Genomic DNA, 20,608 nt, shown 5'->3' on the forward strand with positions numbered 1-20,608 from the left:
TGGAAAGGGGCAGGCCGTTCACCAGGCCTGAATTCCCATCCGCAAGCCCAGCAGGACCAGTATGCCGCCGGTCACGCAGCGCTGCGCCAGCAGCCAGCGCGGACGCTGCACCATCATCGCCGCCGCGCGGCCCGATGACACCGCGACAAGCGCGTTGACGCCGGCAAATGCCGCGGTCAGCGCGAGTCCGAGCATGACCGACTGGCCCAGGACATCTCCGGCCTCGTAATCAATGAACTGCGGCAGGACCGACAGGAAGACCAGCGCCAGCTTCGGATTGAGCAGGCTGGTCATCGCCCCCATCGCGAACAGGCGGCGCGGACGCTCTGCCGCAGCCGCGTCGACCTGCAGCGGCGAACGGCCACCTGGCTTGAGCATCTGCCAGGCCAGATAGAGCAGGTAGAGCGCACCGCAAACGGCAAGCGCCCGTCCGGCTCCGGGGATCGCGAGAAACAGCGCGCTGATACCGAATGCCGCACTGAGCATATAGGACAGGTAGCCGAGCATGACGCCGGCGAACGAGATCAATCCTGCCCGGGTCCCTTGCGAGACCGATCGCGCCATCACGTAGACCATGTTCGGCCCCGGCGTGATCGCCAGCAGGCCGCCCACCGCCATGAATTCAACCATCGCTCTCATTTGCCCCACCTGTCGCTTTGACGCAGACGATGGCGGCAGTATCGGAGCGCAGGATCGCTAAGTAAAACGAATTATACTGATCCTATTATTCAGTATTTCTGACTTATCGATCGCGCATGAGGAAACTCGATCTTGATGTCCTGGAGATGGTTGTCGCCATTGCCGACGCGGGATCGTTCGCGCGCGCCGCGGAGTCCCTGCACCGTTCACCGTCGGCCATCAGCATGCAGGTCAAGGCAATTGAAGAGGCACTTGGCAAGCCACTGTTCGAACGTACGACCCGCAATGTCGCGCTGACCGAAGACGGGCGGCTGCTGGTCGACTACGGCCGGCAAATGCTGGCCATGCGCGAAGAAGCATGGGCCGCGGTGGTTCGTCCGGAAATCCGCGGGCGGGTCACCATCGGCGTGCCCGATGACTATGCATCCTCGCTGCTGCCCACCGTGCTGCGCAAGTTCGCGGTCGCGCATCCCCGCGTGGAGATCCGCGTCATCGGCTTGCCCAGCCACGCGCTCATTCCCTTGCTGAAGGACAACACGCTTGACCTTGCGTGCATCACGAAGACGCGCGGTGTTACCGGGGACTTCATCCGGCATGAGCCGATGGCATGGGCCGCGGCCCGTGCCAACCGGCAGGTGTGGAAGGAGCGCCCATTACCGATCGCGGTCTTCGCGCACGGCAGCGCGGCGCGCGGGCATGCCATCAGTGCGCTGCAGGGGGCGGGCATCCGGTACCGGATGTCCTATGAAAGCCCCAGCCTGCTTGGCCTGATCAGCATGGTCGAAGCAGGGCTGGCCATCGCGCCGCTGGCCCGATGCAGCATTCCGGAACACCTGATGCTGCTCGGCGACGCCGAAGGGCTGCCGCCGCTGCCCTCGCTTGAAGTCGTGCTGGCGCGGAGCGCCAGGTCCGCACGGCCGCCATGCGATTTCCTGGCGGAACAGATGCTGGCGGACCTCAGGGCCTGAGCCGAATACCGGGCGGCACCACCGCGGTGACCTGGTGGGTTCAGGCCACCGGCTTGCGCCCGACGCTGCGAATGAGTTGGGTCACACTCCCCATGTACTGGTCGAAGTACTGATTGGCTTGTGCCTGGCTGTCGATGGGTTGCGCGACGCTGCGGCCTTCGGCTTCGAGCCTGGTGCGGATCTCCGGCTTGGCGAGCGCTTCTCCGATTGCCTTGCGGAGCACGGCCACCCGTTCGGCGGGCGTGCCTTGCCTGACGAAGTAGCCGCCCCTGATCGCGTATTCGAAGTCCGGAACCTGGCGGGATTGCGAGATCAGCGGGATGTGCCTGATCGGCGCCGGCAACGACTTGGCGAAGCTCGTCAGAATCTTGATACGGCCCTGTCCCTGCATGCTGTCGAACGCCGACTGGTAGGGCAGGATGGCAAAGTCCACCTCGCCGCCGGCAAGGGCCGCCAGTGCGGGGGCGGCGCCCTTATATGGCACGTGAAGGAAGGGCGCGCCGATGCGGGCGCCGAGGGCTTCGCCCATCAGGTGATAGAACGAGTCGATGCCGACCGTTGCGTAGGTCATCGACATGCCCTTGCTCTCCTTCGCCAGATCGAGGAATTTGTCCAGCGTGTCGGCCGGCAGGCCACTGCGCGCAAGGAGCACGATATTGGACCCGCCGATGGGGGCCGCCAGCATCAAGTCCTGGGGCTTGTAGCGGGTTGCCGGGTTCAGCAACGGGGACAGGAACACCTCGTTGAGCGAGCCGTGGAAGACGGTATATCCGTCGGCCGGCGCAGCCAGCACCTTGTTGGCACCGATGGCCCCGGTGCCGCCGCCATAATTTTCGACGACCACCTGCTGCTTCACGCTCCTGCCGATGGATTCCCCGAATATCCGTGCGGTCACATCGCTGGCACCGCCCGCTGGATATGGCACCACAAGCGAGAGCGCCCGGCTCGGGAAGGTCTCTGCCGCAAAGGCCGGCAGGGTCGCGAGGCGCGGCGCGCCGACGCTCAGACCGGCGTATTGCAGGAAGCGGCGGCGGGTACGCGAAATCATGGTTGTCTCCGAGGGTAATGTTTTTCAGCCGAGGTAGCTTTGCGCGAGGCTTGCCCAGAACACGGCGCCAGCCGGCAGGGCTTCGTTGGTCGTCCAGCGCATTATCTTTAGATGCCTTCATCGCGTCGATGACAATTCCGGAAGGAAATTGTTGTATAAATTACAACAATTAAAAGCCAACTCAGTGAGGGCGAATGGAGGAAGTGCTGGACCGGAAACGGGCGCTCTGCCTGCTCCGGATCATCGAGACGGGTTCCGTGCGGGGCGCGGCGGAAGTGTTGGAGCTGGACCCCTCGGCGGTGAGCCGGGCGGTGGCCAAGCTCGAGGAAGACACTGGCCTGACGTTGCTGGAGCGGCGCGGGCGGGGCGTAGTTGTCACGGACTCCGGCCGCATGATCGCGCGCTTCGCCCGCCGCCAGCAGGACCTGCACGACACGTTCCTTGCCGAGGTCAACAGCCTGAAGAGTGCCCAGCGCGGGCATATCGAACTGGTCTTGGGCGAGGGCTTCATTGACCTGGTGTTCGAGCCAGTGCTGCGCGAGTTCCTGGTCGCACATCCCGACGCGACCTACAACATCCGGGTGGCGGGCACCGAGGAAGCGGTACGCTGCATCCGGGAAGACGTCGCGCACATCGGGCTGGTGTTCCAGCCACCCAACGACGAGTTCCTGCGCTCGCACTACTCACGGCTGGCGCCGATCCGCGTACATGTGCGCAAGGACCACGCGCTGGCGCGGCGGCGCAGTGCGCTGATGCTGGCGGACCTGGCGCCGCACCAGGGAGCGGCAATGGTCGAGTCATTCGGCGTGCGCAAGCACGTGCAGGCGGCGGAGCTGGACGAGCACGTCACGCTAAAGCGCATGCTTGTCACCAACTCGTTCAAGGTACTGTGGGAATTCGCGGCAAGGGGGCTGGGCTACATCATGACGCCGGGTTTGGTGGCGTTGGAGGGCGCGCAGTTTGCCGCCCTGGTATCGCTGCCGCTGGCGAATCCGATCCTTAACAACAGCCGCATCCACGTCATCACGCGAGCCGGACGGCCGTTGTCGCCAGTGGCAAGCACGCTTTTGCGGCGCATTGTCAAGGCATTGCCTTTGGTGGCGTTGTCACATGAGCCATGTGAGGGGGCCAAGTAGGAAGGGGCCTGAACCCATCTCCTTATGCGGAAGTACAACCGCCTTCTCGGCGAGGCAAGTTGCCTCAGTTCTCAATATAGAGCCGGCCGGACTTCATCGATTTACGCGATCAATGCAGCGGCGCCGCAGCTGGCGATGCCACGACCACGCAGTTCCGTCCGGATCTTTTCGCTTCGTACAGAGCCTCGTCGGCCTGGTTCATGGTGCGCTGGTAATCCGGATGCCCATCATTGAATGCCAGGCCAATACTGATTGTGAGCGACAACGTCACGCCATGGCGCAGGGAGAACGGCGCTTCCTCCACGAGGCAGCGGAGTTTCTCGGCTGCGTGCCGCCCGTTCTCCGCAGTTACGTCGACCAGTACCATCAGAAACTCCTCGCCGCCCAGACGAAACGTGTAATCACCGCCGCGACTGGCGTTGATCAGCCGGGTTGCCAGCTCCTGGAGCACTAGGTCGCCAGCCTCATGGCCATAAGAATCGTTCACGTCCTTGAAATAGTCGATATCGATAGCCAGCACGGCAAAGTTCGTGCCGCGCTGGCGCGCATATTTCACTTCCTTGCTCATCACCACCGGCAGGAATTTTCGATTCAGCAGACGCGTTAGCACGTCGCGACCGGATTCCAGTTCGTTGGCCTGCTTGAACAGAAGATCCAGGTTGAAGCCAATGCTGCTGGTCAACATACGCAGCATGCGCAGATGCTTGGGCCGCCCGGAGCCAGACTCGCTTGCCGCTTCCAGAGTTGGCAGCAGCATGCCGTCAACGTCGTTCATCGCCTGCAGGATAACTTGACTCTCGGCAGCGCCCTCGAAGGCGGGCATGCCCTTGTGGCGAAACCACATGCCGAACTCTGATGCGTGAACTCGCGGCAGGTCGCACGCTGCTGTATTCACCGCCAGCTCGAACATCAGGACATTCTCCCAGTCCAGCAAGGCCGCGCGCTGGCGCTCCTGTTCAGCGGCCACATTCTGAACGACGGCGGTCAACCGATAGGCTTCCTCGGCACGGGAGTTTCGATCATGAGAACTTGAATAAGCAAAGCTCATCATCTCCATGGCAAGGTCGATGACTGAACTCATCAGGCGCACGGCGTCGATCGCATCACCAGTGCCCAGAGAGGCGCCATCACGCAACATGATGCTGAAGCCGTCCTTGAGCTTGCGTGCTCCGCGCAACACCAAATGGACAGGGACGTCGATGCGCGCATGTACCTCGCCAATCTGTACCAGCCTGGCAATTTGATCTCGCAGATCGTCCTTCGGCCCCGGCAGAAACACGCCTGCAACCCATTTCATCATGGAATCGTGCAGGCGTGATTTCACCTGGTCGTGCGATATCAGCCGGGAAGCCACCGGATCGGCCAGCATCTCATCGTAGAAATGATTAGCCAGCTCGCGTTGATACTGCACGGCGAAACTACGTACGAGACCAAGTGTGTCGCAAGTGAAATCGCCGAGAATCGCGCGCCAATCCTGTTCGAGTTGAGCCGCAGATAGCCTTAACATGAAGAATTCTCGAGAGAAGTTTGCCCTCCGGAAGCGGCAGGAACATACCTGCTGCCCAGAGTATGCGAGACACTCTCCCGATTGCCCGCTTCGTGCAATACCCCTGCCTGCGCTGCATCAAACTAACGCTCAACGTCATGGGCAGCGGCGTGCCGCGAGCAAAGCGCATCGGTCGCACTGGAATCAGCCCCGGGCCGTTCGGTTCGAAATGGCAGGCAGGAGCGCCGAGTCGTGGCTCGCCCACCAGGCCGCCTATAATCTGTTGACCAGCATCGCGGGGAGCTAAGGTGCGCCGGCCAAGCGCTATCGCAGCATAGCTGCCCGGACTCTTCTATATAGAGGGGCTGAGGGCCCGACGTCGATCTCCGTCGCGGCCGCCATGTCTGCCCATTTTCGCGTCCAATCAGCCATAGGAGTAAATTCGTGATCATCGACAGCATCATGTCAAGGAAGCTTTTCGTCGTTGGCTTTGACGACACGTTGGAGATGGTGAAGAGTCTCTTCGACGAAGAAAAGTTTCATCATCTGCTTGTCGTCGAGCATGGGAAGCTACACGGGGTCATATCCGATCGAGATATCCTCCGTGCCATGAGCCCGTTTATTGGCAGCACCGTGGAATCTGCAAGGGACGTCAATACCCTCAAGCTGCGCGTGCACCAGATCATGTCGCGTGGCCCGCTGACGCTGCAGCCCGACGCCGACATCGCCGATGCCGTCGATCTGTTTCTCTCCCACCCCATCTCATGTATTCCCATCGTGAACGACCAATTCCGACCGGTTGGCATCGTGAGTTGGCGAGATGTGCTCAAAGCGCTGGCGTCGGCACGCGATGCAGAGACATTGGCCGCGGAGTGATCCCCTTCCCAAATTAGTCCGGCACCCGGACACCGCCCGGGTTCAGCCGGGGCACGCGCCGTGGCGTTGAGCCAGGCGGCCGCGTTATGGTTGCTTGCGCGGCGCAGCGGGGGCGGGCGATGCCGGCGAAACCGGCTCGTAGTAGTCGCCGGCAGGCACCGGCTGGCGCGGCGGTGGCGGGGCAGGGGGCAACAGGTGGTTCTTCGGCTGCGAATTGCAGGCGACGGACAAGCCTGCCACCAGCAGGGCCAGCAGTGGGCGAAATCGCCGGGAGCGAGGCATGGAGGTCATCCCATCACCAAGGAATGGTTCCAGCGTAGGCCACGATCCGCCGCCCGACAACCGGTGCCGAACGCCATCCTGATTCCAGCCCGGCGGCGCGGTGGCTGGATCGCGCCCGCGTCGGCCGGATAGCAGCTCGAAGTAGTCACATCGGAGCCATATTCGGCTCGCGCTGACCACTGTGCCAGTCCAGTCAGGCCCGTGGCCGGAGCCAGGCTGCTACGGGTTGGCCTTGGGTGCTCCGACGACATATCCGGCCACGAGCCACACGTTGTCGACATCGGAGTGCTAGGTCACCAGTTCGTTCACCGGTCGGAGAAGCGTTGTCCCAGACCTCGCCGGCCAAGTTCTGATCCAGCGCTTGCGTGACCTCCGAACCAGCCTCGGGCGCGTGCGGCGAACTTTCCCGCAAGTTTCGCCGAAGCCATGAAGGCAGGCGGAGTGGTGGCCGGTGCGGTGGCGCGGCACGGAATCCGCGGGGCTACCGTGGCGTCGGCGCAAGACCGGGAGGGATAGCCGGTTTTTATGGTTCTGGCCGGGATCTGGCTGACGTTCCGTCATGTTCGACTGATATCCTGACGGAAGCCAACGACCGAAACCTTCCGAAAGACCGACGAATATGGACCACGCCCTGCGCGCCAGCCTTGCCAACGAATTGCATGCAAGACCCTTCCTGCGCCTGTCAGGCTCCGTCGCCCTCGCTCATCTGGCGATCTATGCGGGAGACGATGCCGCCATCCATGAGCAATTGCTGCGCGCGTTGTGCGATCTCACCGGCATGCCGCCGCCGGAACCGGGCAGCACGCACTATGCCGCGCAATGGAATGGCGAGCGCCAGCTGAAGTGGGAACGCCACACGGAGTTCTCCACCTACACGTTCGTGGCCAGCCGGCATGACACCGACTACTTCTCCGGCCTGGCCACCGAGCACGTGCCGCAGGCCTGGTTCGAACAGATCGCGGGCATGCGCTTCGTCGCCATCCGCATGGAGCTGGTCTCCGGGGAGAATGCCCCGACGGCGCGCAATGGCTTCCGGCAATGGATCGACGGCCCGATCAAGGTCGGCAGCCGCGTGCTCGGCAACGGCGAAGTCTATTGCGACTGGACCATCAAGCCCGATGGCTTCTCGCGCTTCCTTGTCATCGACGAGGGCTTCCGCGAGGCGCAGGGCGGACGTCTGCTGCAGCGGCTGTACGAGATCGAGACCTATCGCATGATGGCCCTGCTGGCGCTGCCCGCCGCGCGCGAACTGGGCCGTTCGCTCGACGTGCTGCAGCGCTCGCTGGCCGGCCTGATGCACCGCATGGACTCCGCGCCCGACGACAATGTGGACGCGGGCCTGCTGCAGGAACTCACGCACCTTGCCGTGCGCGGCGAAGCGCTGGCGGAGTCGAGCCACCGCTTCAGCGCCAGCCGTGCTTACGAGCGGCTGGTGATGGCCCGCATCCAGGAGCTGCGCGAGGAGCGCATCGAGGGCATCCCGACCATCGCCGAATTCATGGAGCGCCGCTTCACGCCGGCCATGGAGACATGCCGCGCCAACGCGAACCGCCTGGAGCAGTTCACGACGCGCGTGGCGCGCGCGGTCGACCTGTTGCGCACGCGGGTCAGCCTGGCGCAGGAAGGCAATACAATGCGGCTGCTCGCGGGCATGGATCGCACCGCGCGCACGCAGCTCCACCTGCAGCACGCGGTGGAAGGGCTGTCCGTGGCGGCGATTTCCTACTATGTGCTCTCGCTGACGGCGGTTGGCCTGCGCTCGCTGCACGCGCTGCACCTGGGCATGGACCCGGAGCTGGTCGAGGGGCTGCTGATCGCGCCGGTCGTGCTGCTGGTGTTCATGGTGATCCGGCGCACCAAGCGGTCGAACGGGGCCGGGCAGCATGGCGCCAGGAAAAGCGCAGGCTGAACGGGCCACCGGCGGCAGTCCGTTCAGTCCGCGGTGATCTTGCCCAGTTCGATCACTTTCTTCCAGCGCGCGAACTCCGACGCCTGGAACGCGGCGAACTGCTCCGGCGTGTTGGCGACGATCTCGAAGCCGACTTCGAGCAGCTTCGACCTGACCGCCGGGTCATTGAGCGCCGCGACCGTGGCGCTGTGCAGCTTTGCCTTGATCTCGGGCGGCAGTCCCTTGGGCGCGGCCACGGCCTGCCACGAGTAGACCGTCACGCCCTTGATGCCGGACTCGTCCATGGTGGGCACATCGGGCAGGATCGGCGAGCGCGCGGTGCTCGTGATGGCCAGTGCGCGCAGCTTGCCGGCCTTGATATGCGGCACCGCGGTGTTGATGTTCATGAAGGTGGCATCGACCTGCCCGCCGAGCAGATCGTTCATCGCGGGGGCGCCGCCTTTGTACGGCACATGGATGCCCGTTGTGCCGGTCTGCTGCCAGAACAGCTCGGCCGTGAGATGGTCGCTGGTGCCGTTGCCGGCGGACGCGAACGTCATCTTGTTCGGGTTGGCCTTTTCATAGGCGATGACATCCTGGATCGTCTTGAACCGCGAATTCGCGGGGACGGCCAGCACGTTCGGCGCCTGCACCGCAACGCTGATGTAGTCGAAGTCCCTGAGCGGATCGTAGCCCGCGTTCTTTGACAGATGCGGGCCGATCACGAACGGTCCCAGCGACGAGACGAACACGGTGTAGCCGTCGGCCGGCGCGCGCTTGACCGTGGCCGCGCCGATCATGCCGGCCGCGCCGGGACGGTTGTCCACCACGAAGCTGCCGCCGAACTGTGCCTGGTACTTCGCGCTCAGGATGCGCGCCACATTGTCGGTCGAGCCGCCCGCAGGGAAGGGCACCACCATGGTGACCGGCTTCTCCGGCCATGCGGCATGGGCCCCCGTCGTTGCAACGGCCATGGCAACGGTCATCAGTGCAGATGCGATCAGCTTCTTCATGTCCTGTCTCCTTGTCTCTCTTGTATGGGAAGCGATGTCAGGCGCGCTCGCCGAATACAGCCTGCTCGCGCGTCCAGGCGCGCGCCTGTTCGCTGATCGTGATGCCCAGGCCCGGCCGGGTCGGTACGACAATGCGGCCGTCGCGGATCTCCAGGCGTTCGTTGAACAGCGGTTCGAGCCAGTCGAAGTGCTCGACCCAGGGCTCGCGTGGGTAAGCCGCGGCAAGGTGCACGTGCAACTCCATCGCGAAATGCGGCGCGATCATCAGGCCCGCATGCTCGGCCAGCGCGCACACCTTGAGGAATGGCGTGATGCCGCCGACGCGCGGTGCATCGGGCATCAGGTAGTCGGCGGCGCGATGCCGGATCAGGTCCCAGTGTTCGGCTGCGCTGGTCAGCATTTCACCGGTCGCGATCGGCGTGTCGAATTGCGTGGCGAGCGCGGCGTGGCCTTCGTGGTCGTAGGCGTCCAGCGGTTCTTCGATCCAGACGAGGTTGAAGGACTCGAACGTGCGGCACATGCGCTGCGCGGTCGGACGGTCCCATTGCTGGTTGGCGTCGACCATCAGCGGCACCGCATCGCCGAGACGCTCGCGCACGGCTGCCACGCGCTGGATGTCGAGCGCCCCGTTGGGCTGGCCGACTTTCAGCTTGATCCCGCCGATGCCGCGCTCCACCGACGCCGCCGCGTTGACCAGCAACTGATCGAGCGGCGTGTGCAGGAAGCCGCCCGAGGTGTTGTAGCAGCGCACGGCGTCGCGATGGGCGCCCAGCAGCTTGGCCAGCGACAGGCCCGCGCGCCTGGCCTTCAGGTCCCAGAGCGCGACATCGAACGCGCCGATGGCCTGCGTCGACAGGCCGCTGCGGCCAACCGACGCGCCCGCCCAGCAAAGCTTGTCCCACAGCCGCGCGATATCGCTCGGGTCTTCGCCGATCAGCGCCGGAGCGATCTCGCTGGCATGCGCGAACTGGCCGGGTCCGCCGGCGCGCTTGGAATAGCTGAAGCCAATGCCTACGTGGCCGTCCCGGGTCCGGATCTCGGCAAAGAGGATGGCCACCTCGGTCATCGGCTTCTGGCGGCCGGTCAGGACCTTGGCATCGCTGATCGGCGTGGCCAGCGGCAGGTAGCACGAGGAGAGCCGGATCGAGGCGATGGCGTCGGCGGAGGGAGCGGCAGGGTTCGTCATGGGGGCGGGCAGCAAGGAAAAGGGATCGGGTTTCTGATCACAAAATGATAACGTTATCATTCTGGCGCAAGCAGGGCTGATATAATCCATGCGTCATCCCTGATCCACGTGCGGCGGCCCCTGTACCAATCGGTAACGAGCGGACGCCGCCGCGGGAATGGTGGAAATGCTAACGTTGTCATTCCCGAGCGTCAATCGCCTTGGTGCGCCGCGCCGGTAGCGATTTACCCTGACTCAGGACCCGCATGTCGAATTCCAATGGGCCGAAATCCGTGACGCTGCATGACGTGGCGCGTGAGGCCGGCGTCTCGTTGATTACCGCGTCGCGCGCGCTCAGCAACCCTGGCATGGTGTCGGAGATGACCATTGCGCGGGTGCGGAAGGCGGTCGAAACAACCGGCTATATCCCCAATCTGCTGGCTGGCGGGCTCAAGTCGAAGCGCAGCCTGATGGTGGCCGCGCTTGTGCCGAATATCGCGGTGGCGCAGTTCCTGCCGACGTTAAAGGCGCTGACCGATGCGCTCGACGCGGCCGGCTATCAGTTGATCCTCGGGCAGACCGGCTACGACCACGCGCGCGAAGAGGCGCTGCTCGGGACCATGATCAGCCGCCGTCCGGACGGGATCGTCGTGACCGGGCTGGTCCACTCGCAGGCCTCGCGCGAGCGCTTGCGGCGCGCCGGCATCCCGGTCGTCGAGACCTGGGATCTCAGTGACAGGCCGGTCGACATGGTGGTCGGGTTCTCCCACCTCAAGGTGGGCAGTGCCATCGCGGGATACTTCCTGGGCAAGGGATGGCGCCGCCTGGGCATCGCGACCGGCGACGATCACCGCGCGTCGGTGCGGCGCGAGGGCTTTGTCTCGACGGTGGGGCATGACGTCCCGACCGTCGTCGTTCCGGCGCCCAGCAGCCTGGCGCTCGGGCGCCAGGCCCTGGCCGATCTCCTGGCGAAGGATCCGCAGATCGAAGCCGTCTACTGCAGTTCCGACCAGCTCGCGCAGGGCGTCATGGTCGAGGCGCTGGCACGCGGGCTGCGCATCCCCGAAGACCTGGCGATCTGCGGCTTCGGTGATGCCGATTTCGCGGCGCACCTGAATCCGTCGCTGACGACGGTGCAGGTGGATGGCGCCGCCATCGGTGCGCGGGCGGCGCGCCTGCTGCTGGACCGCTGCCGCGGCGAGCCGGTCGCCGAGCCGGTCGTCGATGTCGGGTTTCGCATCGTCGAACGCGGCTCGACGTGAGGCGCGCCTGATTCACGGGTTCACTCGACCTTGATCCCCAGCTCGCGGATCAGCTTCGCATAGCGCATCGTATCGCGCGCCATCAGCGATGCGAAGGCTTCCGGCGTGCTGCCCGCCGGCACGGCACCCTGATCGATCAGCATCTGTTTCACCTTGGGATCGGCGAGCGCCGCCCGCACGTCCTGCGAGATCTTGCCAACCAGCGCCGGCGGCGTGCCGGCCGGGGCCAGCAGGCCGATCCATGAGACCGCTTCGTACCCGGCCAGGCCGGCCTCGGCCACCGTCGGCACGTTGGGCATGGCGGCCGCGCGCTTGTCGCCAGTCACGGCCACCGCCTTCAGCTTGCCGCCCTTGATCATGCCCATGGTTTCGTACAGCGTCGCAAACGTGTAGTTCACGTGCCCGGCCATCACATCGGACACGGCGGGGCCGCCGCCCTTGTAGGACACGTGCAGCATGTCGACGCCGGCCTGGCGCGCGAACATGGCGCCGGCGAGATGCATCGAGCTGCCGCTGCCGGAACTGCTGTAGGTGATCTTGCCCGGCTCGCGCTTGCCCGCCGCAATCGCCTGCGACACGGTGGCGGCGGGGTTGCCGGGGGCGGTCACCATGATCTGCGGCAGTTCGGCCACCAGCGATACCGGGGCGAAGTGCTTGACCGTCTCATAGGACGACTTGTACAGCGACGGGTTGATCGAGTGCGTGCCGACGTTGCCCATGAGCAGGGTATAGCCGTCCGGCCTGGCGCGGGCCACGTAGTCGCTGCCGATCTGGCCGGCGGCGCCGGGCTTGTTCTCGATGACGACCGCCTTGCCCCACAGCTCGGTCAGGCGCTGCGCGAGCAGGCGCGCGCCGGTGTCGGTGCCGCCGCCGGGCGGGAAGGGCACGACGATGGTCACCGGCTTCTCGGGATAGGCGCCTCCGGCCTGCGCCGGCTGGGGCGCGAGGGTGACGAGCGTGGCCACGGCCAGCAGGCCCAGCGCTGGCAGCCGGGCGGAACGGGCGGCGCGAGCGGCGGAAAAGGCCGAAACAGCCGGGATGGCCGGGGTGGTCGCGAGGGCCGGGAATGCGCGGTATTGCATGGTGTCTCCTGGATCTTGTCACGGCGCTCTGTGGCGCCTGTTCAATGAGGCAATTGGGGGGGGGGCAGGGCCGGCGCTTATGCCAGCACAGTGGTCGGCGGACGCTCGCCGGCCAGGCAGGCGCGCAGGTTGGCGAGCACGATCTCGCCCATCGCATCGCGCGTCTCCCACGTGGCGCTGGCACGGTGAGGCTGGATGACGACGTTGTCCATGCCGAGCAGCGCGGACGGCACGGCCGGCTCGTCGGCGAACACGTCCAGTCCGGCGCCGGCGATGCGGCCTGTCTGCAGCGCACGCACCAACTCCGGCTCGTCGATGAGCCGTCCGCGCGCCACATTGATCAGCACGCCGTCGGGCCCCAGCGCATCGAGCACGGCGGCATCGACCACCGGCTTCGCGCCGTCGGCGGACGCGGCCAGCACCAGCGCATCGCAATGGGTGGCCAGTGCGACGATGTCCGGCAGGAAGGTGTAGGGGACATCGGGCTGTGCGCGCAGGTCGGTGTACGACAACGGGCAGCCAAACGCCGCCGCGCGCACTGCGATCGCACGGCCCACGCGGCCGAGGCCGACGATGCCGATGTGCTTGCCGCTGAAGCGCCGCGCGAGCGCCAGGGATGACTTGCCCCACTGGCCGGCACGTACGTAGCGCTCCGCTTCGGTCAGCCGGCGGTACACCGAGATCAGCAGGCCGAGGGCCTGGTCGGCGACATCGGCGGTCAGCACGTCCGGCGTGGTGGTGACGTGGATGCCGCGCTCGCGTGCATAGGACACGTCGACCGCATCGGTGCCGACACCCGACACCGCAACGATCTTCAGCGCCGGCAGCCTGCGCATCACCGCTTCCTTCAGGCCCAGCGAGCCGCCGGTGACGACCGCCTCGACGCGCGGCCCGATCTCGTCGAGCAGCGCGTCGGGCGAGGTGGTGCCATACAGGCGGTGGATCTCATAGGCCGCCTGGAGGCCGGCTTCAAGGCTGGGGACGACGGGCTGGGTGAGCAGGATGGCGGGTTTCACTGGCGGGCATCTCGGCGGGGTTGTCGATCTGCCCGAGTATAGAAACGCCATCAATGCATGTCTAAGCTATAGTTTGCATCGATCAATCCAATTCCTGGCATGATGCAATGATCCCGGACCTGAACCAGTTGCGCTGCTTTATCGCCGTGGGCGAGGAGCTGCATTTCGGCCGTGCGGCAACGCGGCTCTTCATGACGCAATCGCCGCTAAGCCGGCAGATCCGCATGCTGGAGGAGTCGCTCGGCGTGCGGCTGTTCGACCGCAACAGCCGCGTGGTGCGCCTGACCGCAGCGGGCACGGCGTTGCTCGACGACGCGCGGCGGCTGCTGGAACTGGCTGGCCATGCGGTGGACGTGGCGCGGCGGATCGACCGGGGCGCAAGCGGCAAGGTGCGCATCGGCTTCACCGCCGTGGCGGGCTACGACCTCGTGCCGAACCTGATCGCCAGGGCCGGCGAGGCCTTGCCCGAGATCGAAGTGACCTTGCATGAACTGGTGTCGGTCGCCCAGATCGACGCCTTGCGGGCGGGCACCATCGACCTTGGCTTTCTGCGGCTGCTCGCCGACATGGATCCCGACTTGCAGTGCAGGCCGGCGGTCAGCGAGCCGCTGCTGCTTGCCGTGCAGGCGACGCACGCGCTGGCGGCGCGCGAGCGCATCGCGGGGGGAGACCTCGCGGGGCAGCCGTTTATCCAGTACTCGGCCACGGAGGGCAAGTATTTCCATGACCTGATCGGTTCCGTGCTGGCCGGAACGGGACGGCCCCCGCGCGTGGTGCAGCAGATGAGCCAGACCCATAGTGTTCTTGCGCTTGTGCGCGCGGGGCTGGGCGTGGCGCTGGTGCCGGCGTCGGCGCAGCATCTGCATTTTCCGGACGTGGTGTTCCGGCCGATCTGGCGCGACGATGTACGGGCCGAACTGCATCTGGTCTGGCGCGATGCGAACCACAATCCGGCCTGTCCGGTGTTTGCGGAATTTGCCGCGGCGTACCTGTCTGGCCCTGACGGCCATGGCTCGACGCAATCGGCAGAATTCTGAGCCGCATGGCGCCGGGGGAACTTCCCGCCGTCACATGCGCGTATGGGTCCAGGCAAATACCACCGGAACTGCGGCAGATCCGGTGTCGCTGCGTCAGGAGCCGGTTGTCCGGCGTTGGCGATAGACAGTCACGCCGCCCTCTTCGCGCGCGGCCAGCGCATTGCGCGCGCCGCAGATCGGGCAGCGGAACAGCGGGCCCTGGCCCTCGTTGACGACGACCACTTCGGTGGATTCCCAGCGGGTTCCGCAGGACTGGTTCTGGCAGGTGTAGTAGATGGGCTTTTTCATTTGCGCGGATCGTAGCACGAGTTGACTGCCCGGGCGTCAGACCGACTGGTCGCGCAGGTACGCCTTCGCCTCGGCCTCGGTCTCGTAGACATAGGGAGCAAGCCCGCGTCGGGCGAGGGTATCGCCGAGCTTGGCGCGCATGAAGGCGCTGGTGGTGAAGCGGGTCACGCCCATATAAAAGCGCTGCACCATTTCATCGATCATTTCAACGTAGGCATCCTCCACGCTGCGGTCGAGAACAAAACCTTCGTAGTTGACGACGGTATAGACCCTGTGGCCCAGTGGCTCGCAGACTCGGCATACCTGCGCGCGGATCGCCGCGATGTCCTCCGCGCGCTTGACCTCGAGTTGCTCGAAATTCAGGAACAGGATGTTCTTGTCTTCGTCGTAGTTGACGCGTGCTTCCAGCGGCAGGCGCAACACGTCTGCGCGCAGTCCCATCGGCTCGGGGCTGAAAATCCGCGCATCCATCAGGGCAGGCGAGCGCACGATCGGTACGAAGTCCATCTTTGCCAGGATGTCGCGCTCCAGATCGACGCCAGGCGCAATCTCGATGAGTTCCAGTCCTTGCGCGCCCAGTTCGAATACGCAACGCTCGGTGATATAGAGCACCGGCTTGAGGGCGGCGGCGGCGTGAGGGCCGGAAAACGTGCGATGCTCCACCTCCTGGACGAACTTCCTTGCGATGCCATCGCGGTGAATCTCGAGCCGACCGTCGACGACCGCGATCTCGCTGCCGCCCGCCATGAAGGTGCCGACGAACACGACCTTCTTCGCATTCTGGCTGATGTTGATAAAGCCACCGGCACCGGCCAGGCGCGGCCCGAATCTGGAGACGTTCAGGTTGCCCATGCGATCGGCCTGTGCCAGCCCGAGGAAGGCAAGATCGAGTCCGCCGCCGTCGTAGAAGTCGAACTGATAGGGCTGGTCGATGATCGCGTGCGGATTGACCGCCGCGCCGAAGTTCAAGCCTCCGGCAGGGATGCCGCCGATCACGCCAGGCTCCGCGGTGAGCGTCATCAGGTCGAGGATCCTTTCCTCGTTGGCGATGGTGGCGATGCCTTCCGGCATGCCTATGCCGAGATTCACCACGCTGTTCGGCCTGAGTTCCATGGCCGCGCGCCGGGCGATCACCTTGCGCTCGCTCATCGGCATCGGCGCCACGCTGCTCACCGGCACGCGGACTTCACCGGAGAACGCCGGATTGTAAGGCGTGGAAAACGTCTGCTGGTGGTTCTCGGGTTGCGCCAGGACCACGCAGTCCACCAGCACACCGGGGATCTTCACCTGGCGCGGATTGAGCGAGCCCCGTTCGGCGATGCGCTCCACCTGGACGATCACCAGGCCGCCGCAGTTGTGCGCGGCCATGGCAATCGCCAGGGCTTCCAGCGTGAGGGCTTCGCGCTCCATGGTGATATTGCCGTCCGGATCGGCAGTGGTGCCGCGCACGATTGCGACGTTGATCGGGAAGGCCTTGTAGAAGAGGTAGTCCTGGTCGCCGATGCGCATCAGTTCGACCAGATCCTCGGTGGTGCGCTCATTCAGCTTGCCGCCGCCAAAGCGCGGATCGACGAAGGTGCCTAGTCCGACGCGCGAGAGGTGGCCCGGCTTTCCCGCCGCGATATCGCGGAACAGATGGGTGATCACGCCCTGCGGCAGGTTGTAGGCTTCGATCTGGTTGCCGACCGCGAGCTGCTGGAGCTTTGGCACCAGGCCCCAGTGTCCGCCGATCACCCGCTTCACCAGGCCGGGCTGAGCGAGATGGTTCAGGCCCCGTTCCTTGCCGTCTCCCTGCCCGGCGGCGTAGACCAGGGTCAGGTTGGCGGGTTTGGTCAGGCCGACTGGCGCCTCGTCGTCCTGCGCCACGCACAGCGCCTCGATGGCGATGGCGATTTCTTCCGCGAAGCCAATGCCGACGAAGCCGCCGGTCGCCACGGTATCGCCGTCGCGGATCAGGCGCACGGCTTCGCGTGCCGAGACCAGTTTGCCGTTCTCGCGCGTGTGGACGGCCAGCTGTGGACGAATCGTGCCTCCTTGCGTGCTCATTTTCTCACCTTGCCTTTCGCGAATATCAGTTCAGCCGAATGCAAACTCCGGAGGCAGCTTTACTGCTCATCACTGTAGCGGCCAGAGAGCCTGCTTGCCGCATCTGAAGGCGCGCAATATAGGCTACTCGGCTTCGCTCCCGTTTTAGCGGACCCATTACTTCTGCTCCTCGGCCGCCCCGGCCCCAAGCGCCTCAAGCAGCGGCCGCAGGGCATCGAGTTCCGCGCCGAACCCGCTCCAGTCCCCCGCCTTCAGGCGCTCGATGGAACGGTTATAGTGCGCGAGCGCCTCGCGGGCGCGGGCGTTCGCCGCACCCTGCGTCGGAAGCGCGCCCGGAGCGGATTCCTTGAAGAGCGCCGCAAGGGCCGCGGCCAGGGTGTCCTCCATGACCACGCGGTCGCCATAGGCGGCGATCACCCGCTTGAGTTCGGGCAGCTGGCCGGACTCCGCGCGCAGGTAGAGCGGGGAGACATAGAGAATGGAGTTCTCGATGGGCACGACCTGGAGATGGCCGCGGATGACCCGTGAGCCCATCTGGTTCCACAGGGAAATCTGCTGCGAGATCTCGGTATTCTGCTGGATGCGCGCCTCGATCTGGAACGGCCCGTAGACCAGTTTTTCCTTGGAGAAGGTGTAGGCGACGAGCTTGCCGTAGTTGGGGGGATCGGAGCGCGCCGCCAGCCAGGCGATCATGTTCTCGCGCTGGCTGGGCACCATCGGCAGCATGAGGACGAACTCGGCGCGCGGCTCCGCCGGCAGCCGCAGGATCATGTAGTAGGGCATCATTCGCCCGTCATGCGCGTTCTCCGCACCCATGCCCGACACCTGGCGCGGGAACTCCCAGAGATCCTCGCGGTTATAGAAGACTTCCGCCGCTTCCATGTGGTAGGCGCGGTAGATCTGCGTCTGGATCAGAAAAAGGTCTTCGGGGTAGCGGATATGGCGCTGCAGGTCCTGCGGCATGGATTCCAGCGGCCTGAACATGCCCGGGAAGATGCGCTGGTAGACCCGCAGGATTGGATCGGCCGGGTCGCTGATGTAGAAGTTGACCGTACCGTCGTATGCATCGATCACTACCTTGACCGCGTTGCGGATGTAGTTGTAGCCGTTGCCGGTGCCGGGCTGCGAATAAGGAAACCAGCGGCTGGTGGTGTAGGCGTCCTGGATCCAGTAAAGGCGCCCGTCGCTGGCGACAACGTAGGGATCACGGTCGAGGATGAGGAACGGGGCAATCGTGCGCACGCGATCCTGGATGTTGCGATGGAGCAGGATGCGGCTTTCCTGCGTGATATAGCCGCTCAGCAGGATATTGGGATCGTCGAGCTGCCAGGCGAACAGCGTCCGGCGCGCGATGCTGCCGATTTCGATGCCGTCGCGCCCGCTGTAGGCCGTATAGACGTTGTCCTTGCCCTTGGGGTAGTCGAACTCGGGCACGCTGCCTTTGACGATGACATAGCCTTTGCCACCTTCACCGAAGTAGAGGCGCGGCTCCCGGATGACCGGGCCGCCGTCGGAGAGCGGAGGAATGTCATGCAGATAGAGGGAGGGCAGGCCTTCGGGCGACTTCTCGGTGACCGGTGACATCACGATACCGTTACCATGGGTAAACAGGAGGTGCAGGTTCACCCAGGTCTGGGCGTTGGCCGGAATCAGCGCCGGTTCCAGCTCCCGCGCCGACAGCATGACCTGCTTGTAACCTGCGTCGAGCTGGTAGCGGTCGATGTCCGTCGCGAGGAACTTGTAATAGGTCCTGATCTCCTGCAATTGCGCATAGGTATCGCGCAGCGGCTGCAGGTCCCACAGGCGGATATTGTCGATGGTCGGGCGATTGGCCTGGAGCGAGGCGAGATTCAGGCCCTGTTCGACCGGGAACGGCTTGGTCTCGATCTGCGTCACGCCATAGGCCTGCCGCGTCAGCGCAATATTGTGTTCCAGGTACGGCGTCTCCAGTTGCAGCTCGTTTGGCTTGACATAGAAACGCTGGAACAGCGCCGGATAGATCGTACCGAGCAGAACCGAGCCGCCGAGTACCAGGAGTGCCGCGGCCGCAGGCACCCGATAGTCCCGCCAGCGTATGTTGGCCCATGAAGCAGCGGCAGCTGTGGCGGCGAGGCCGAATTGCACCCACAGGACCGGTAGCCCGACGTGCACGTCGGTATAGCTTGCGCCGACCACGACGCCGTTGTCGCCATATAGCAGAAGGAAGCGGTCGAGCCAGTAGGACCACGCCTGCAACGCGAAGAACAAGCCAAGCAATGCCGAACCATGGATGGCGGCTGATGGTGAAATTCCGCGTGGCGGCTGGGCCAGCGCGATGTCGCCGCGCAACCCGTAGACCACCGCGGCAATCACTGTGCTACAGCACAGCAACAGCAGCAGCCAGTTCCTGAGCGCAAGATACGCCGGCAGCGAGAAGAAGTAGAAGCCGATGTCCCTGCCGAAGATCGGATCGGCCTTGCCGAAAGGCACCTGATTGAGATAGCTGAGCGCAATGTCCCAGCTCGACAGCTCACCGACGGCCATGAGCAGCCCCACAAGCACGGCGGTGCCGGCGATGGCCGGGTGCCACGGCAGGCGCGTTGCAATCTCGCCGGCCAGTTCGCCCACCTCCGGGTTCCCGGCCTGCGCCGGCTTCGCGCAGCGGTGCGCCAGCCAGCCCGACATCCAGAGCGCACCCGCCGAAACTGCGAACACGGCGAGGAACAGAAGCAGCTGGGTGGTGAATATCGTGCGGAAAACCCCGATGTAGCCAACTGAGGCAAACCACAGCCAGTCAACAATGAAGCCGGTGATGCTCCCGACAGCGATCAGCGCGATGATGACGGCCACGACCCAGACGGCAAGGCGTCTCAGGCGCGTGGTGTCCCTCGCTGGCGAGCGCATCGATCATGCTCCTTTTGCCGCACCATCGTCCGTGACGCGGCCATGGTGCGTCGCTGTCAGATTCGTTTCCGACGAGCAAACAGCATCTCCAGCTGCTTTCGCTCCGATCCAAAGCAATACCGCCAAAACGCGCCAGCACCGCCATTCCGGCAATGGATAGCCATGGCCGCCGCAGATTGCGAATAGGTCTTGCCTATTCTAGCCCTATAAGCAGCGGTGGGCACTATGGTGCGCTTGTCCGTGCGGCTTGAGACGGTACGGTCGGACACGAGTCGTTGCTCCGGTGGCAGAAGCGCGCGGTACACACAGACCACTAGCCTCATGTGCAAGGGCCTGCCGGCTGCGCTTGCGCGCGGGCGCGTCTCGTTAGTGGCTCAAGATCGTGCGCTGGACCCTGTTCGCGATGCTGAACGCCGAAGAACCGGGTGCGAGTTCGGAGAACGTCGACCAGATGAAGCAGGGCAGGAACCCGGACATCAGGCACTCGCTGGGC

17 protein-coding genes are annotated in these 20,608 nt (G+C 64.9%); 6 read left to right on the top strand and 11 right to left on the bottom strand.

Annotated features, from left to right (window positions below; translation table 11 throughout):
• Positions 1-18: 18 nt before the first annotated feature.
• Positions 19-639 carry a LysE family translocator gene (locus tag KHO22_RS23520; RefSeq protein ID WP_211949591.1) on the bottom strand — a complete coding sequence of 207 codons (621 nt, stop codon included), beginning with the start codon at positions 637-639 and terminating at the stop codon, positions 19-21.
• A 116-nt stretch (positions 640-755) separates the two neighbouring features.
• Between KHO22_RS23520 and KHO22_RS23525 the strand changes: the two genes are divergently transcribed.
• Positions 756-1,607, top strand: coding sequence for a LysR family transcriptional regulator (locus KHO22_RS23525; protein WP_211949592.1), 852 nt, complete (start codon positions 756-758; stop codon positions 1,605-1,607).
• Positions 1,608-1,647: 40 nt separating this feature from the next.
• Here the strand turns inward: KHO22_RS23525 and KHO22_RS23530 are convergent, their stop codons facing one another.
• Positions 1,648-2,655 (bottom strand): tripartite tricarboxylate transporter substrate binding protein, encoded by a 1,008-nt coding sequence (locus tag KHO22_RS23530; protein ID WP_211949593.1) that lies wholly within the window; start codon positions 2,653-2,655, stop codon positions 1,648-1,650.
• A gap of 194 nt (positions 2,656-2,849) precedes the next feature.
• On the opposite strand from KHO22_RS23530, the gene KHO22_RS23535 reads away from it, so the two are divergent.
• Positions 2,850-3,791 (top strand): LysR family transcriptional regulator, encoded by a 942-nt coding sequence (locus KHO22_RS23535; protein WP_211949594.1) that lies wholly within the window; start codon positions 2,850-2,852, stop codon positions 3,789-3,791.
• Between the two features lie 109 nt (positions 3,792-3,900).
• On the opposite strand, the gene KHO22_RS23540 is transcribed toward KHO22_RS23535, so the two are convergent.
• On the bottom strand, positions 3,901-5,298 hold the full coding sequence (locus KHO22_RS23540; RefSeq protein WP_211949595.1) for a diguanylate cyclase: 1,398 nt from the start codon (positions 5,296-5,298) through the stop codon (positions 3,901-3,903).
• Between the two features lie 423 nt (positions 5,299-5,721).
• Here KHO22_RS23540 and KHO22_RS23545 point away from each other — a divergent pair, with 423 nt between their 5' ends.
• Entirely contained in the window at positions 5,722-6,153 is a 432-nt protein-coding gene (locus KHO22_RS23545; protein ID WP_211949596.1) for a CBS domain-containing protein, read from the top strand.
• 84 nt (positions 6,154-6,237) lie between these two features.
• Here KHO22_RS23545 and KHO22_RS23550 read toward each other — a convergent pair whose 3' ends face one another.
• Positions 6,238-6,435, bottom strand: coding sequence for a hypothetical protein (locus KHO22_RS23550; protein ID WP_211949597.1), 198 nt, complete (start codon positions 6,433-6,435; stop codon positions 6,238-6,240).
• Between the two features lie 619 nt (positions 6,436-7,054).
• Here KHO22_RS23550 and KHO22_RS23555 point away from each other — a divergent pair.
• Positions 7,055-8,344, top strand: coding sequence for a DUF3422 family protein (locus KHO22_RS23555; protein ID WP_211949598.1), 1,290 nt, complete (start codon positions 7,055-7,057; stop codon positions 8,342-8,344).
• 23 nt (positions 8,345-8,367) lie between these two features.
• Here KHO22_RS23555 and KHO22_RS23560 read toward each other — a convergent pair whose 3' ends face one another.
• On the bottom strand, positions 8,368-9,336 hold the full coding sequence (locus KHO22_RS23560) for a Bug family tripartite tricarboxylate transporter substrate binding protein (RefSeq protein ID WP_211949599.1): 969 nt from the start codon (positions 9,334-9,336) through the stop codon (positions 8,368-8,370).
• Between the two features lie 37 nt (positions 9,337-9,373).
• The gene (locus KHO22_RS23565) at positions 9,374-10,522 is read right to left on the bottom strand and encodes an L-talarate/galactarate dehydratase (protein ID WP_211949600.1); all 1,149 of its coding nucleotides are present in this window, start codon (positions 10,520-10,522) and stop codon (positions 9,374-9,376) included.
• 245 nt (positions 10,523-10,767) lie between these two features.
• Here KHO22_RS23565 and KHO22_RS23570 point away from each other — a divergent pair, with 245 nt between their 5' ends.
• Positions 10,768-11,763, top strand: a complete 996-nt coding sequence (locus KHO22_RS23570; RefSeq protein WP_211949601.1) for a LacI family DNA-binding transcriptional regulator — start codon at positions 10,768-10,770, stop codon at positions 11,761-11,763.
• A gap of 20 nt (positions 11,764-11,783) precedes the next feature.
• Here the strand turns inward: KHO22_RS23570 and KHO22_RS23575 are convergent, their stop codons facing one another.
• A complete protein-coding gene (locus KHO22_RS23575; RefSeq protein ID WP_230426983.1) occupies positions 11,784-12,845 on the bottom strand; it encodes a Bug family tripartite tricarboxylate transporter substrate binding protein in 1,062 nt (353 codons plus the stop codon).
• A gap of 77 nt (positions 12,846-12,922) precedes the next feature.
• Positions 12,923-13,912: a 2-hydroxyacid dehydrogenase gene (locus KHO22_RS23580; RefSeq protein ID WP_420839646.1), complete on the bottom strand. Its 990-nt coding sequence runs from the start codon at positions 13,910-13,912 to the stop codon at positions 12,923-12,925.
• Between the two features lie 56 nt (positions 13,913-13,968).
• Here KHO22_RS23580 and KHO22_RS23585 point away from each other — a divergent pair, with 56 nt between their 5' ends.
• Positions 13,969-14,898: a LysR family transcriptional regulator gene (locus KHO22_RS23585; protein ID WP_420839647.1), complete on the top strand. Its 930-nt coding sequence runs from the start codon at positions 13,969-13,971 to the stop codon at positions 14,896-14,898.
• A gap of 93 nt (positions 14,899-14,991) precedes the next feature.
• Here the strand turns inward: KHO22_RS23585 and KHO22_RS23590 are convergent, their stop codons facing one another.
• The 3 genes from KHO22_RS23590 to KHO22_RS23600 form a co-directional block, all read right to left on the bottom strand.
• Complete coding sequence (locus tag KHO22_RS23590) at positions 14,992-15,186, bottom strand: hypothetical protein (protein WP_230426984.1); 195 nt, start codon at positions 15,184-15,186, stop codon at positions 14,992-14,994.
• 36 nt (positions 15,187-15,222) lie between these two features.
• On the bottom strand, positions 15,223-17,232 hold the full coding sequence (locus KHO22_RS23595) for an acyl CoA:acetate/3-ketoacid CoA transferase (protein ID WP_211949604.1): 2,010 nt from the start codon (positions 17,230-17,232) through the stop codon (positions 15,223-15,225).
• A 156-nt stretch (positions 17,233-17,388) separates the two neighbouring features.
• Positions 17,389-20,115: a UPF0182 family membrane protein gene (locus KHO22_RS23600; protein WP_211949605.1), complete on the bottom strand. Its 2,727-nt coding sequence runs from the start codon at positions 20,113-20,115 to the stop codon at positions 17,389-17,391.
• Positions 20,116-20,608: the final 493 nt, after the last annotated feature.

Source organism: Cupriavidus yeoncheonensis, assembly GCF_905397275.1.
Lineage (GTDB): Bacteria > Pseudomonadota > Gammaproteobacteria > Burkholderiales > Burkholderiaceae > Cupriavidus > Cupriavidus yeoncheonensis.